This window comes from Clostridium sp. (assembly GCF_050717635.1).
Taxonomy (GTDB): domain Bacteria; phylum Bacillota; class Clostridia; order Clostridiales; family Clostridiaceae; genus Clostridium_AD.
Genome location: NZ_JBOITO010000036.1, coordinates 80,688 through 96,090 on the forward strand (window position 1 = coordinate 80,688; position 15,403 = coordinate 96,090).

The 15,403-nt window shown below is 31.3% G+C and carries 11 protein-coding genes; 3 read left to right on the forward strand and 8 right to left on the reverse strand.

All coding sequences use genetic code 11. The features are described from left to right. Positions 1 to 64: 64 nt before the first annotated feature. On the reverse strand, positions 65 to 2,782 hold the full coding sequence (locus tag ACREWB_RS16550; protein WP_431548567.1) for a cyanophycinase: 2,718 nt from the start codon (positions 2,780 to 2,782) through the stop codon (positions 65 to 67). 297 nt (positions 2,783 to 3,079) lie between these two features. Between ACREWB_RS16550 and ACREWB_RS16555 the strand changes: the two genes are divergently transcribed. After that, positions 3,080 to 4,279, forward strand: coding sequence for a hypothetical protein (locus ACREWB_RS16555; protein ID WP_431548568.1), 1,200 nt, complete (start codon positions 3,080 to 3,082; stop codon positions 4,277 to 4,279). Positions 4,280 to 4,325: 46 nt separating this feature from the next. On the opposite strand, the gene ACREWB_RS16560 is transcribed toward ACREWB_RS16555, so the two are convergent. The 7 genes from ACREWB_RS16560 to ACREWB_RS16590 all read right to left on the reverse strand — a co-directional run bounded on the left by ACREWB_RS16560 (position 4,326) and on the right by ACREWB_RS16590 (position 12,920). Beyond that, on the reverse strand, positions 4,326 to 4,874 hold the full coding sequence (locus ACREWB_RS16560; protein WP_431548569.1) for a ParB N-terminal domain-containing protein: 549 nt from the start codon (positions 4,872 to 4,874) through the stop codon (positions 4,326 to 4,328). A 306-nt stretch (positions 4,875 to 5,180) separates the two neighbouring features. Next, positions 5,181 to 6,194: a LacI family DNA-binding transcriptional regulator gene (locus tag ACREWB_RS16565; protein ID WP_431548570.1), complete on the reverse strand. Its 1,014-nt coding sequence runs from the start codon at positions 6,192 to 6,194 to the stop codon at positions 5,181 to 5,183. 26 nt (positions 6,195 to 6,220) lie between these two features. Beyond that, the gene (locus ACREWB_RS16570) at positions 6,221 to 8,176 is read right to left on the reverse strand and encodes a beta-galactosidase (RefSeq protein WP_431548571.1); all 1,956 of its coding nucleotides are present in this window, start codon (positions 8,174 to 8,176) and stop codon (positions 6,221 to 6,223) included. Between the two features lie 31 nt (positions 8,177 to 8,207). After that, positions 8,208 to 9,722, reverse strand: a complete 1,515-nt coding sequence (gene galT / locus ACREWB_RS16575; RefSeq protein ID WP_431548572.1) for a UDP-glucose--hexose-1-phosphate uridylyltransferase — start codon at positions 9,720 to 9,722, stop codon at positions 8,208 to 8,210. 111 nt (positions 9,723 to 9,833) lie between these two features. Further along, positions 9,834 to 10,655: a carbohydrate ABC transporter permease gene (locus ACREWB_RS16580; protein ID WP_431548573.1), complete on the reverse strand. Its 822-nt coding sequence runs from the start codon at positions 10,653 to 10,655 to the stop codon at positions 9,834 to 9,836. Next, positions 10,652 to 11,545: a carbohydrate ABC transporter permease gene (locus tag ACREWB_RS16585; RefSeq protein WP_431548574.1), complete on the reverse strand. Its 894-nt coding sequence runs from the start codon at positions 11,543 to 11,545 to the stop codon at positions 10,652 to 10,654. The genes ACREWB_RS16580 and ACREWB_RS16585 overlap by 4 nt, the downstream gene beginning before the upstream one ends. A gap of 76 nt (positions 11,546 to 11,621) precedes the next feature. After that, entirely contained in the window at positions 11,622 to 12,920 is a 1,299-nt protein-coding gene (locus tag ACREWB_RS16590; RefSeq protein WP_431548575.1) for an ABC transporter substrate-binding protein, read from the reverse strand. 207 nt (positions 12,921 to 13,127) lie between these two features. Here ACREWB_RS16590 and ACREWB_RS16595 point away from each other — a divergent pair, with 207 nt between their 5' ends. Then, complete coding sequence (locus tag ACREWB_RS16595) at positions 13,128 to 14,612, forward strand: alanine/glycine:cation symporter family protein (RefSeq protein WP_431548576.1); 1,485 nt, start codon at positions 13,128 to 13,130, stop codon at positions 14,610 to 14,612. Positions 14,613 to 14,639: 27 nt separating this feature from the next. Continuing rightward, the gene (locus tag ACREWB_RS16600) at positions 14,640 to 15,401 is read left to right on the forward strand and encodes a polysaccharide deacetylase family protein (protein ID WP_431548577.1); all 762 of its coding nucleotides are present in this window, start codon (positions 14,640 to 14,642) and stop codon (positions 15,399 to 15,401) included. The last annotated feature ends 2 nt before the right edge of the window (positions 15,402 to 15,403 follow it).

Here is a 15,403-nt window from a genome sequence, read left to right on the forward strand (position 1 = left end):
TACCATAACAACAAAAAAAACTGTCAATATATACATATATATATTGACAGTTTAAGTATTACTACTAATTTTTCACTCTTTTCTTTTTAATAAGTATATACCCACCAATGGAAAATATCAATGTGCCAATACTCATAATCGCAAACATATCCAGCACACTTCCTGTTTTAGGTAGTGGTGTCACTGAATTTTCAGTTTTTTGCATTGTCTCTACCTTGGGCTCTGAAATCACTTTATTGTCATCGCTAGAACTTTTTACATATACTATTTCCGAATTTATTGGGTTAATATCCATATAAATATTAAGGGCAGAATAATCATCTATATTTCCGTCTGAATATTGCCAATAACCTTTAGTATCCAAAGTCTTTCTAAAAACTATCTCAAACCCTCTTCCACTTTCATCAAAACTATAACTTTTTGTACTATTTGCTGTATTATCCACTAAATCATAGGTGATAAAGTTTTTTATAGGTGAATGTGATGTAAACACACCAGAATTTACTGGCACATCATAATCTCCATACTCATAATCATTTGTTAAATCTTTGTTATCATTAATAGTAAACTCCTTTGTGGATAGATTAAAACTATCACCCTTTACTATATAACTTATAACAACATCTTTAAAGGTACTCCTTTTAGCTGAAGCATCTTTTAAACTTTTAGACAAATCTACTACTGTAATTCCACCTTTACCAATAACTTCTAAACTCTTTGATTTATTATGAAATACTAAGGCAGTGTTCTCATCTATACCAAAGGCCATATTATATTTATCTTCTTTTTCAAAGGCGGCCTTTACGAGCCTTCCAAGCCTTGCTTTTTTATCAAAATGCTGATCAATCATTCCAAACTTAAAGAATCCTAGTCCCTTGTCAATATATAATGGTCCATACTCTTGTTGATCTGAATCCGAATAGGTATCAGTAAAGCCATCATTTAATGCTCCTAAACTATCTCCCCCCCCTATCATCATATCACTCATAATAGCTGCCCCTGCACTTGTTCCTCCAAGCACTGCGCCATTTTTATATATGTCCCACATTGCATCTAGTGCTTTTGAATTGCTTCCATCTGCATTTAATAAAACTTTTGTTATTCTTGTTTGATCTCCTCCAACAAACCATATTCCAGTATACCCCTTAATTTCATCCACTATTTCAGTTTTATTTGCATTTTCAATCCACTTCGACTCATCTGCAGGTGTATTTTTATCATTTTTAATTGCTAGTGGAATTATTTCAACATTTTCTGCCTTTACTCCGTATTTTACTAAATCCTCTTTAAAAGCCTTAGAACTTTTAAGATTACCGCTAGCAGCAGGAATAATTCCTATTCTAGCATTTTCTTTTCCTCCAGATAACTCTATAAATTTATTATAAACATCCGCATTACTACTACCGAGTGCTCCTCCAATAGCCATAATACTCCCTTTAATATCCATAGAATCTGTAGCAGGTAATATAGTCTTAGCTTGCCACTTCTCAGTAGTTGCTTTATCAGCCTTTATATTAACAACTACAGGTACAATATCCATAGATACATTAAGTGCAGAGTACTGATCAATATTTCCATCTACATAATTCCAATATCCCATGGTGTTTTTGTTTTTTGTGAAAGTTATCTCGTAGCCATCACCTTTTTCATCAAAGCTGTAACTCTTCACAGAGGATGTACCAGCATTATCAACTAAATTATACCCCAGAAGATTTTTAATCTGAGCATAGGAAGTTAAAACACCTGTATTTATAGGAGCTTTGAAATTGTAATATTCATAACCATTTGTAGCATCTTTTTTTTCATCAGGTAATATTTCTTTTGTTAGAAGATTAAGCTTGTCCCCTGGAGTTATATAATTTATAGATACATTCTTTATAGATGGTTTTCCATTAACCTTGTCCATAGTCATTTTTGAATAATCAAGTACAGTTAATCCACTTTTACCAACCACTTCTAATGTCTTAGTAGAATTATTCACTATCATGGCAGTGTTCTCATCTACTCCATAAGCAAAACTATTTTTATCACCCTTTGTATAAGCAGAACTTATTAATCTACCTATTCTTGCTCGCATATCAAAATGCTGGTCAACTATTCCATATCTAAAAAATCCAAGACCTTCTGTTAAATATACTCCATCATCATCATTTCCAGTATCTTCATCTATAATGCCCTTATTAAGCGCACTTAAACTATTTCCACCTACAATCATAGTACTACTCATTATAGCTGCACCAGCACTTGTTCCTCCAATAACTGCTCCCTTTTTATATATTTCCCATATGGAGTCTAGTACCTTTGTATTACTGCCATCCTTATTTTTTAAGGTACTCATTATCCTAGTCTGATCTCCACCCACAAACCATATTCCACTCAAGCCTTTTACCTTTGCAGCTAGGTCCTCGTTATTCCCATTTATATCCCATTTTGTTTCATCAACATCTTTTGTAGTTTTGTCATCTTTTACTGCAATAGGTATTATTTCGATATTTTCAGCTTTTACTCCATAACTAATCAGTTCATTTTTGAACTGATTACTATAAAATACAGGCTTTGAGCTCGCTGCACCAATTATGCCTATTTTAGCGTTTTCAGCTCCACCTGCTAAATCTATAAACTTATTATAAATCTGACTATTGCTGCTACCTAAACCTCCACCCACAATAACCAGGCTTCCTTTTATGTCCTCCGTGCTTGTATTAGTGTTAGCTAACGCCACGGAAAAAGTTGAAAACATTAACATAAATGATAAGATAAATGATATACATTTCTTTTCCATTAAGACTCCCCCTTTTATAATAATCATACTAACTACCAATATGTAGCAATTGTTGTGCCAGATTGATTATACTACATTAAGCCATGCCTTAGGCAATTGGCTATTATTTATTGGTCAAATGGTGACCAATTAGCACCAAAATCATTAATGTTTTATAGGGAATCATACTTTTGTGTTGAATTTTCTTTAAAGATTTGTGTAAACTTATTAAGTATAATATAATACATACGTAAAGCTTATTCTAAAAAATCTATTTAATAAGCTTAATATTTATAATGGGTTACAGGAGGTTTTTACATGAATATTGACGAAGTGATAATTAAGATTAACAATATAGGTGAAGATATAAAAGATAAAATTGCTCCTTTTCAAGTATTAAAAAAATTCAAAAGCGGAAGATCTGAAGCTGGAGTATATATGGTGGAATACGGTTCCAAAAATAAGGTAGGTATTTTAAAGATAACTAAGAAAAATGAGACGGAACTATTTCAAAAGGCCTACGGGCTTGCCTCAGAGAACAATATGCAAAAATATATTGCCAAACTCATAACTAGTTATAAAATTACGGATAAAAGTAGTGCTTCATTATATGTTAACTTATATGATTTAGCAGGTGATGATATACACAATAGTGAGACGTTTTTGGACAAGGTTCTAAATGAAGATGAACTTAAGGATACCACAATTTCAGCAATAACTAAGTTTTTATTCACTTGGAACAAAGAGCACGTTAAAAAATTCATGTCTCCAATGGATATTGTTAAAAATGAACTTTCATATAGATATATGGACGATAAATACATACAAGCCTTTGAATCAATAGGTGTAGATAAAAATATCAAATGGATATCACTAGATGGAACTGACATATTACTACCTAATCCATATTATTATTTTAATAATAATAATGTTTGGAATGGTCTAAATGTAACTTGTCTTACTTCATATGCCCATGGAGATTTTCAAGGCGATAATATTATAATAACTGAAAATAAGCCTGTTATAATTGACTTTTGCGACTTTCTAGAAGATTGTAATGTTTTTCACGATTTAAGATATCTTGAATCAATTACACTAGGCGATTGCTTAGAAATTAACAAACAATCAGAGAGAGAATTATGGAGTAAGGTATGTGAGGGATTAAGTTATGGAATAACAGAAGTAGACCTTCCTCAAGGAAAAGGAATGACCCTTTTAAGGCAGCTTATAAGTAAACTTCGGGAGAATGTGAAGCTAATTGTTAATGATAGCCGTAACAGCCTATACAACCCTTCATTTCATCTATCAGGCGCAGCTTGTGGATTAATTAATATGAGAAAATATACAAACACAAATAAAAAAAAGGCCGCATTTATATATGCAGCCGCAAACCTAAAAATGTTTCTAAAGGATGAAGCAGTTGATATGTTTAATCCAAAATTAGATTCATGTATTGTCTTTAATTGGATATCTGAAAAAGTTGAAAATGAGTCTGTTATTTTAGAGCCAATTACTTAACATAAACCATGGAATTTAAAACTCAGCGGGAACAGTGTTCCCGCTTTTAATTTTCCTCATATGAAACTGGAACACTATTTATTCCAAGTTCTTGTGCTGCTGCGTACTGATCATGTCCCGACACTATTATGTAGCTTTCTTTTTTAACAATAATAGGTTTATTAAACTTCTTATTATTTTTCATATAATTTAATGCTTTATTCTTCGAACGTTTTATGGACATATCTTCATTTTGGTTTACTAGCTTTGATATATCCACTATTTCATCAGTTCCAATTGGCATTTCATAATTTAAATCTATTTGTCCATTCTCATCTTTTAACAATTGAAATGCTTTAATTGAAGTTGCTTCTACTGAGATAAATGGTGTACCTTTACTATTTACACATGCTTTAAGTTCACCTTTAATTACAAAGTAATTCACATTAGTCATGCCTTCTACTGCATCTTTCCAATAATCCTTCTTTGCAATTACTCTATAAATCGATTCCTGTTTATCATAATTTGGTATTTTAAACAGTAAATTCACATCTCCATTAACTAGCTTAGTTGTTTTTACAGGTAACCCTTTTATTATAATCTCACTCTTATTCATAATTAAATTCCCCTTTTAATTTTTATTTTTTAACTTATTAATAAAAAATAAAACACCTAGAAAGTGCGTATTACTTTCTAAGTGTTTTTACTAAATTGTAATTTAGTCTTATATTAAATTTAATGTGTCTAGATTTATTTATACCTATGTTAGAAGTTTTCATGTAATTTACAAATTCAGAAATTTTGTCATTATAAACTAACATGTGCTTCACCTCATTCATAAATTTAAAAGTATTCTATATAAATCTTATATGTTCATACTTTTAAATACATTATAACAGTTTACGCATGAAGTTGCAATACATCAAGCCCTATTACAACTTTCCCTTATTATAAATTCAAACGGAATTGTAACTTTTTTAGCAATTTCTCTATTCTCCACTATTCTTTCTAAAAGTAAATTCACAGCTGTAACTCCCATGAAAACAGTGTGTACCTTCACTGTTGTTAATGGTGGAACTAGATATTTAGATGTAGCTATATCATTAAAACCCACAATGCTTATGTCTTTTGGCACACTTAAATTTGCTTCCCGAATTGCTCTTATAGCCCCAATTGCCATTGTATCGCTGGCAATAAATAATGCTGTTGGAATTTCTTCATTTTGTAATATTCTTTTCATAAGTTTATATCCATCGGAAACGGTGAATTTACCAGTTCTAACATAGTTAGGATTATAAACTAACTTTTCTCTCATAAAATTATAGAAGGTTTTCTCCCGTTCATCCATAATTAAATCATTATTTTTTCCTGTGTACTCTCTTCCACCTATATATCCAATTTCTTTGTGACCTAAATCTAAAAGATATTTTAGCACCTCTATAACAGCCTCTTTAAAATCTACAATAACTGAATCAAATTTTTTATCGTTAGGGGAAGAATCTACGAAAACTATATGAGGTGAATATACTGAAAAATCTTCAATTTCATCAACACTAAACTTCCCAACTGCTATGATTCCCTCTAACTTCTCTAATTCATAATTTCCATATTTACCATCTTGTTTAAATATATTTATTATATCAATATTTTTGTTCGAACAATTTTTCTCAATACCTATTCGTATTGATAGGTAATATGGATCTCCTATTTCATCTTTTTCAGAATACCAATGAATAATTCCTATTTTTATACGTTTATCAATATTTCTGCTAATATTTCTCTCTCTAACAGTTTTGTATTCTAACTCTTCTGCTATTTCCAGTATTTTTTTTCTTGTATCATCAGTTACAGATAAGGTCGCATCATAATTTAGAACACGGGACACTGTAGCAAGTGAAACTCCTGCTTTTAATGCAATATCTTTTATGGTAGCCATTAATTTCTTCCTTCCACTTTGTGAATTTACATCAAGTTTTTAATAATTTTACACTCATATGGGCTTAAGATTATACCCCTAAATTTTTTAATTTCCTCTGTATGATTTGTTATGATTAAATACGAGACTTCATTTAAGTAACGACTATAAACTTCAAGTCCATCTTCACTCTCAATATGATGAATACTTTTATCTATAACAATTTCTTTTGCTATGTCTTTTAAAATTTCATTATTCACTCCAGAACCTACATAATAAACTTTGCCTTTTTTATAACTATTAAGGGTTATGCAAGCGTAGTTATTATAGAATTTATCATTATAATTATAAAGTGAAATTGCTGATGTTGGGGTGATTAAATCACGCCATACTTCACATTGTCCTATTTTACCTTTATACTTGCCCAAACCTATAATTTCTACTCCTTGACCATTTTGCAATGACTCAATTTCAGTTATTTCTATACCACAAATTTCTTTTATATTACAAGGGATAGTCTTTTTAAAATTGATGTTATTATTTTTATCCTTAATTCCTGCTCTGAAAGAAAATATCACAGTACCGCCCTCACTAGCAAATTTCTCTAATTTGCTTGCAAGCTCTACATCAATTATCTGTAATGTTGGAATTATAAGTACTTTATATTCATCAAAACTTCTACTAGTAGGAATAACGTCAATATTAGTATTTATATTATAGAATGGAGTATATAACCTCATTAGCTCTTTAGTAAAGTCAAACTCTACACTTTGAGGTTGATGTCTAAAGGACCATATATTATCATAATCATATAACACTGCTATTTCAGATTTTATTTCAGACTTTAATAGCTCTTCATAAGGCATAATTTCATCAATTGTTGACTTAACTTCATCATATTTTCTACCGTATCTATTATCATGATCTACAATACCGTAACAAAACTGCTCTGCACCCCTTGTCATACCTCTCCATCTAAAATAAAGCATATTAGTACACCCATGAGCAAAAGCTTGATAAGACCACATTTTAGCTTGATTTGGTCTAGGTAGATACCCAATAACAGTATGTCCTTGAGCTCCCATTAGTTCTTCAACTATCCAATAATTCTTATTTAATAAACCTCTATTGAAATCATGCGTCATAGCAAGTTCGGCTCTTGGAATTGGCTCTTTGAGACCTCCCCATACTGGATAATTATCATAGGATACAAAATCCATATCCCGAACATTCTGCGCGTGATCAAACCATTTACTAAAAAATCCACCTGATACATTTGTAGTTACCTCTTGATGTTCACCCTTTAAACTTTTTACAAGTGCAGTTTGTTCACTTGCAAAACTATTTAGTGAATATGACCTAAATCTAGACCAATCAAGTAGTAAAGATGGATTATGTGTTGTTATAGTTTTAAGTGGTGCAGGAATTTCGTCAAAGTCATTATAAGTTTGACCCCAGAAAATTGTACCATAAGTTTCATTTAAATTAGAAATATATTTATACTTTTCTTTAAGAAATTCTTTAAATTTTCTCTGACAGTGCTCACAATAGCACATGTCACTTCCTTCATGGCCAAGTTCATTGTCTATTTGCCACGCAATTATTGACTCTTCATCCTTGTAATGTTCAATTAGTTTTGAAACCATTTTTTCACTATATTCTCTATAAATATCTAAATTAAAGCAGTATTGCCTTCTTCCACCAAAGGCTCGAACTTGCAAATTTTCATCCACTGATAAAATACTCGGATATTTTTTACAGAGCCATGCCGGAAATGTAGCTGAAGGCGTCCCAAACATTACTTTAATGTTTGCTTTCTTTAATTTTTCAATAACCATATCAAAAAATGTAAAATCAAACTTCCCTTCTTCACTCTCCATTAAGTGCCAAGCAAATTCGCCAATTCTCACAATATTAGCGCCCATTTCACTTATTCCTTTAATATCCTCATCTATCATGTCTGTATCCCAGTGTTCTGGGTAATAATCCACTCCTAAATACATAGAAACACCTACCTATTAAATATTCTAAAATTTATATTGTCTCAATAAAACTTATAAATGCCTTTTTCCCACTTTCATCTCTTTTGAAAACTCCAGCATGTTCGAGTACTACTGCAAATTTAAGTCCCACTTCTGTTTTTAAGATATTCATCACATTATTTTCTGTAATATCATCATACTTGTTTAATATCTCTAAATACCAACTCAAATGTTTTGTTAATTCCACTTCCTTATTCAGTTCATGAACCTTTTCTCTATTAACTAAATAATAAGCTAACTTTTCCAGCTCGATTTTAAGTCTTGGCGGCAACACTGCAAGCCCCATAACTTCTATAAGCCCTATATTTTCTTTCTTAATATGATGAAGTTCACTATGAGGATGAAATATCCCATCTGGATACTTCTCACTTGTTCTATTATTTCGTAAAACTAAATCTATCTCAAAATGCCCATCTCTTTTCCTTGCTATTGGAGTTATAGTATTATGAGGTACATCATCTGTATAAGCTATAATGTCTACTGCCTCATCAGTGTATTTTTTCCATTTATTTAAAATTACATCGGAAAGGTCTGATAATCTAGCGCTATTATCTCCTCTTAATCTTATAACGGACATAGGCCATTTTACAATTCCCACATCTTCATTTTCATATCCATAAATTTGAAAAGTCTTTTCAAAAGGAGCCTTTGCCATAGCAAATTCATAATTTCCACCTTGAAAATGTTCATGAGATAATATAGAACCCCCAACTATTGGTAGATCTGCATTTGAACCAATAAAATAGTGAGGAAATTTATCCACAAATTCCAAAACTCTGTCAAAGGTTTCTTTTGATATTTTCATAGGCACATGCTCGCCTTTAAAAATTATACTATGTTCATTATAATAAACATACGGTGAATATTGAAGGAACCACGCTTCACCCCTTAAACTAAGTGGTATTATTCTATGGCTTTGCCTTGCAGGATAATTAACTCTTCCATAATATCCTTCATTTTCTTTGCATAATAAACATTTAGGATAAGAACTAGCTACTATATTTTTAGCTGCCGCAATAGCCTTTGGATCCTTTTCAGGTTTTGATAAATTTATAGTTATGTCTATATCACCATACTGAGTTTCTGCTTTCCAAACTTGATTTTTAGAAACTCTATCCATCCTGATATAATTTGAACTTTTACTAAGCTCATAATAGTACTCTGTTGCCTTTTGTGGATTTTCTGCGTATAGCTCTTCAAATTTGTTTATAATATCTGATGGCCTAGGCATAATACAATTCATAATTTCTGTATCTAGTAAATCACGATAAACCGATGAATTATTTTCTAATACGCCTTTTTTAAATGCCCAATTAAGAATATTATCTAATATGCTACTAGGTGAATCTAAGTTTTCTTCTTCTATAATAGACTGAGTGTAGTCATCTAATTTTAAGACTCTTAATATTAAATTTCTAGAATAAGTAGTATCATAGTCTTCAATCATTTCTTTTTTAACTCCATATTGAATAAGTCTGTCTATTTCATGGTAAATATTAATATTCATATTATCGCCTCTTAGCTTTCAAATTCATTTACATTATTTTGTATGTTCACTGCAAATGTAGTTACGTCATTAATATTAACATACTTAGATATCCGTCTCAATTATTTGTTACTATTTTGCAGAGCCTACCATTCCTTCAACAAAGTGTTTTTGCATTGTCATAAATAATAGAACCATTGGAAGTGTAGCAATTACAATGGCTAACATAAGAATGCCATAATCAACAAAATATGCTGAGGATAATGAAGATATAACTAAAGTCATAGTCTTCTGTTTATCAGTTTGCAAAACAATTAATGGCCACAAGAAGTTGTTCCATTGTAATGTAAATGCAAAAATAGAAGCAGATGCAAAGGTCGATTTCATAGAAGGCACAACAACTCTTAAGAAAATTGATATTTCTCCAGCCCCATCAATTCTAGCTGCTTCAATAATTTCATTGGGGAAAAATTTAAAACTTTGTCTAAAATAAAATATTAAAAACACTTGGCCCACATAAGGCAAAATAATAGCCCAATGGTTATTTACCAAATTAAAAGATACAACCATTTTAAATAATGGAATCATTAGTGCTCCAAAAGGAATCATCATTGAAAATATGAATATAGCATACACTTTTTCCTTCCCTTTAGACTTGAATTTCTCAAAACCATAGGCTGCAATTGAACATACCGATAAGGCTAAAACAGTATATATGATTGTTACCTTAACTGTATTCATAAATGGTACTCCTATATCAGTAATTTTAATTAACCTATTGTAATTATTAAAAAGTTCAGACCCAAAAGTCATTTTCCCCTTTGTTATATCTACTGTTTTATTTGTAGCAGAAACCATCATCCAATAAAATGGGAATAGAGAGAAGAATGCTGCTATTGAAAGAAATCCGTATTTAGGTAATCCTTTTAACCCTTTTTTGAATTTATTTATCATGCGTCATCACCTGCCAATTTAATTTGGATTAAAGCTAGTATTGCTACTATGAAAACAACAACATAAGATAGAGTTGCCGCATAACCAAAATTTGGAGCATATACAAATGATTGATTATAAATATATTGAGTAATACTAAGTGTTGCATTCCCTGGTCCACCAGCAGTTAAATTCATAGGTTCATCAAATATTTGAAGTGTACCTATTGTGGACATAATAGTTGTAAATAAAATAATGGGTTTTAACTGAGGTATTGTAATATAAAAAAACTTTTCAAGTCCATTTGCACCATCAATTTCAGCTGCCTCATAAGTTTCAGATGGCACATTTTGAAGCGCAGCCAAATAGAAAATCATATTATAACCCGTCCAACGCCATAGTAGTGCTAGGATAATAACTATTTTTGCAAGGGTTGGATCACTTAACCACTGTATTGGAACATTAATTATTTTAAGTGATGTAAGCGCGTAATTGATGATACCATTAGGTGCAAATAGCATTTTAAATAATACAGAATATGCAACCAAAGAGGTAACACAAGGTAAAAAAATTGCAGTTCTAAAAAAGGTTTTAAACCTTAGTTTTTTAGAATTAAGTAAGGTTGCTAAAAACATAGCTAAGGTAAGCATAATAGGAACTTGTACAATTAAATAAATAAAAGTATTCCCCAGTGCCTTTCTAAATAGCACATCCTTAAACATTCTTTTATAATTATCCAGTCCAGCAAATTTTTGAACTAACCCTTTAACCGACTGAAAGGAAAGAAAAAAAGAGTTGAGAACAGGGTACAAAATAAAAATCAAAAATATAACTACAGCTACTGAAATAAATAACCAGCCAATTGCGCTCATTTTACGTTGGGCTTTACTTAAGGATTTTTTATTTTTCATGGATTAACCTCCTACTTTACAATAAAGGAATGGTATTAATACCATTCCTTTATTGTGGTTGTAAATATTATTATTATTATTGAATTTGGCTCTTAAGTTGATCTTCAGCTGTTTTAAGCCCCTGTTCAACTGTAATTTTCCCATCAAGAATATCTTTCATTTGAGCCATAATAGCTTGATCTCCTTCTACTGAATAGGAGCCATATGAAACACCAGGAATTTTTTTCATCCAACCTGAGAAATCTTCAAATATTTTTTGTCCACCAAAGAATGGATCCTCTGCTGAGTAAGCAGCCCCAGTTTGTGAAGGTATATATGTTCCTACTGCGCCTTTATCTACAAGGATTTTCTGATAGAAGTCATTATTTCCACCATACACTGTCTTTAAGAAATCAATAGCAACATCTTTATTTTTGGAATCATTTAAAACATACCAACTTGAACCACCAAGATTTGTTGCATTTACTGAATTAGATGTTGAAAGTCTTGGAAATGCTGCCACTCCCCACTTGCCAGATTGATCTGTTGCTGCTTTAATTGAACCAATGATCCAAACACCAGTATTAACTGTTGCTACGTCACCTTTATTCATTGAAGCAACCCAATCTCCCCAACCAACTGTATTTTTTACTATACCTGATTCTTGTATTTCCTTATATTTAGTTACAGCCTCTACAAGTGCCTTATTATTAGCTATTGTCACATTGCCATCTATATCAAAATACCATTGTCCACAAGATTGAATCATTTCTCTTAATATTGCTGCGTCATTATATACATCCATACTTATCATAGCTTTTCCAGTTTTTGATTTAACATCTTGTCCAATTTTAATAAATTGATCCCAAGTAATATCTTTCATATCTTCTGGTTTATATCCAGCTTCTGCAAGTATATCTGTTCTAAAGAACATTCCTGATACACCTGAATCAAATGGAACAGCGTAAATTTTATCTTCAACTGTGACAGCATCAACTTTATATTGTGCAAAATCACTATGAGGAATTTTTCCCGTTAAATCTGCAAATTTTCCTGGATAAGAAGTTAAATACTTCTGTGCATTATAATCCTCAACCAAAGTTATATCTGGTAGCGTATCTGCACCAGCTACAAGGCCTGTCTGCAATTTTGTTTCTACATCTAATTTGGCATAGTCTACAACCTTAATAGTAACATCCTTATGGTCTGCAGAATACACTTTTGCTGCTTCCTCCATTATAGGAATATTAAAATTCTTGTCCCAAGCCCAAACAGTAATTACTTTTGGAGAAGTGTCATCTTTAGTTGTTTCTTTTTTTTCTGAATTAGCCGCGTTCCCACATCCTGAAAGCACCATTGATGTTACTAAAATTAATGATAAGATCTTCTTTTTCATAAAAGCCCTCCTAAAGTTATTTATTTAATCGTTTTCATAATTTTATTTTAATCCATTTTTAGTAAAGAGTCAACATATTTTTATTTTTTTTTAGTAAAAGTTTACTTAATGAAATTTTACTTCATCACATTTTTAAAATTGTATTTTTCGACATAATATGATATAATGTCAACTATACTTATTTTGCAATACACAAGGAGGATTTTTTTGGAAATTATTATAAACACTATAAGTAACCTTATTTGGAGTAAAGCACTAATTTATTTATGTTTAGGTACAGGTATTTATTTTTCTGTTAGAACTCGATTACTTCAGGTAAGACATATTAAACATATGGTACGTTACCTCTTTGTAGGTGGAGACTCTAAACGAGGAGTATCTTCATTTCAAGCTTTTGCAATGTCTGTGGCAGGCAGGGTCGGTACTGGTAATATAGCCGGTGTTGCAACTGCAATTGCTATGGGTGGACCTGGTGCAATATTTTGGATGTGGGCTATAGCCTTTCTGGGTGCAGGATCATCATTTATAGAATGTACTCTTGGACAAGTTTATAAAGAAGAAGTTGACGGCGAATATCGCGGTGGACCCGCTTATTACATTGAAAAAGCTATGGGCAAGAAATGGTATGCAATTATATTTGCAAGCGTAACTGTAATTGGTATGGGAATTTTCGCACCTGGCGTTCAATCAAATAGTATTGCAGCTGCAATGAAGAATGCATTTCACATTACTCCAGCTATAACAGGTAGCGTAGTGGTGGTTATACTGGCTTTAATTATATTCGGCGGTACTAAACGACTTGGAAAAGTTGCTGAAATTGTAGTCCCTTTTATGGCAATACTATATATTATAGCTTCTTTAATAGTGCTTGCATTAAATATAACTGAGATTCCTAAAATGTTTAGTTTAATAATTAAAAGTGCCTTTGGTCTTCAGCCAGCCTTTGCAGGTATCGTTGGGGTTTCTATTCAATGGGGTGTTAAGAGAGGGATTTATACTAATGAAGCTGGACAAGGAACAGGTCCACAAGCATCTGCTGCTGCTGAAGTAACCCACCCTGCTGTCCAGGGCTTAGTACAAGCATTTGCAGTTTACGTAGATACGCTATTTGTATGTTCTGCAACTGCATTTATGATTTTAGCAACAGGCAAATTCAATGTTGTGAACCCAGTAGGTGGTTTTATAGTAGAAAATATACCTAAAGTTAAGATTGGGCCTGTTTATACTCAATTAGCAATGGGAACTGTATTCGGAAAATTAGGTGCACCTTTCATTTCAATTGCATTATTTTTCTTTGCAGTAACTACGTTAATGGCCTATTACTATATATCAGAAACAAACCTTACTTATTTGTTTAAAGATAGTAAATATAACAAGTTCATGATTAACGTACTTAGAGTTGCTATTCTTATATCAACTTTTTATGGTTCAATAAAAACTGCTAAAACAGCTTGGGCACTTGGTGACATTGCTGTGGGAACCATGGCATGGTTAAACGTTATTGCTATATTAATATTAGGTAATATTGGTATTAAGGTTTTGAAAGACTATGAAAGTCAAATTAAAATGGGAAGAGATGTTGACACATTTACATTTGATCCTCTTAAATTAGGAATTAAGAATGCAGATACGTGGTATAAAATTAGAGAAAGAAGAAGGAAGAAAGCAAGGAACAAAATTTATAGAATGTAAAATACTTTTAGGAGGTAATGCTTGCATATGGAATATTTTATAGATAAATATATGAAAAAACATAAGTTCATTCTGACTATAGATTGTGAAGGTTATAATTTTGATAAAAACTTAAAAAACAATGTATTAAACTTAGAAAAACTATTAAAACTAAATTCAGATAATAATATATTTACCCTTTTATTTATAACCCCTTACTTTGCAGAAATGATGAGAAGCCTCAATCTAATAGAGAAAATAAAGAATAATTATAAAGTTATATTTGGTCTTCATATTCATCCGAATAATTTGCCAGAACATATAGAAAAGCACTGTCCATTTATAAAAAGTGATGAGGATTTAATATCCACCTATTCTTATGATGAGCAAAAGCTTATAATAAAGCATTGTTACGATTATATTTCAAACTTAGGAATTGAGCCTATTTCAGCCTTTCGTGGAGGATATTTTTCAATAGATGATAATACCGAAAAGATTTTATCCGAGATAACCCCCATAACATATGAGTCTCACAATATTTACAGACCTGAGTATAAGGTAACAAAAAATATATTAACCCCACTACGAGTTTACGCACAAAATGAAAATGAAGAACTAAGACTAGAGTACTTTAATATCGAGAAACTTTCAGAAATGTTAAAGAGTGGAATTTCAGAAAATAAAAAACTATTTGGAATAACTCATAGTTACTTATTAGATCCAAATGATTTCCATTATAAGAGAGACAACATACAACTAAATATTCATGAAAGAATGGAGATTTTAATAGATATTATTAACAAAAACTAATA

Bases quoted from the DNA above. Each gene is read 5' to 3' on its own strand.
- ACREWB_RS16590 (WP_431548575.1), bottom strand. From the start codon at position 12,920: ATGAAAAAGAAGATCTTATCATTAATTTTAGTAACATCAATGGTGCTT.
- ACREWB_RS16555 (WP_431548568.1), top strand. From the start codon at position 3,080: ATGAATATTGACGAAGTGATAATTAAGATTAACAATATAGGTGAAGAT.
- ACREWB_RS16550 (WP_431548567.1), bottom strand. From the start codon at position 2,782: ATGGAAAAGAAATGTATATCATTTATCTTATCATTTATGTTAATGTTT.
- galT (WP_431548572.1), bottom strand. From the start codon at position 9,722: ATGAATATTAATATTTACCATGAAATAGACAGACTTATTCAATATGGA.
- ACREWB_RS16600 (WP_431548577.1), top strand. From the start codon at position 14,640: ATGGAATATTTTATAGATAAATATATGAAAAAACATAAGTTCATTCTG.
- ACREWB_RS16570 (WP_431548571.1), bottom strand. From the start codon at position 8,176: ATGTATTTAGGAGTGGATTATTACCCAGAACACTGGGATACAGACATG.
- ACREWB_RS16560 (WP_431548569.1), bottom strand. From the start codon at position 4,874: ATGAATAAGAGTGAGATTATAATAAAAGGGTTACCTGTAAAAACAACT.
- ACREWB_RS16565 (WP_431548570.1), bottom strand. From the start codon at position 6,194: ATGGCTACCATAAAAGATATTGCATTAAAAGCAGGAGTTTCACTTGCT.
- ACREWB_RS16580 (WP_431548573.1), bottom strand. From the start codon at position 10,655: ATGATAAATAAATTCAAAAAAGGGTTAAAAGGATTACCTAAATACGGA.
- ACREWB_RS16585 (WP_431548574.1), bottom strand. From the start codon at position 11,545: ATGAAAAATAAAAAATCCTTAAGTAAAGCCCAACGTAAAATGAGCGCA.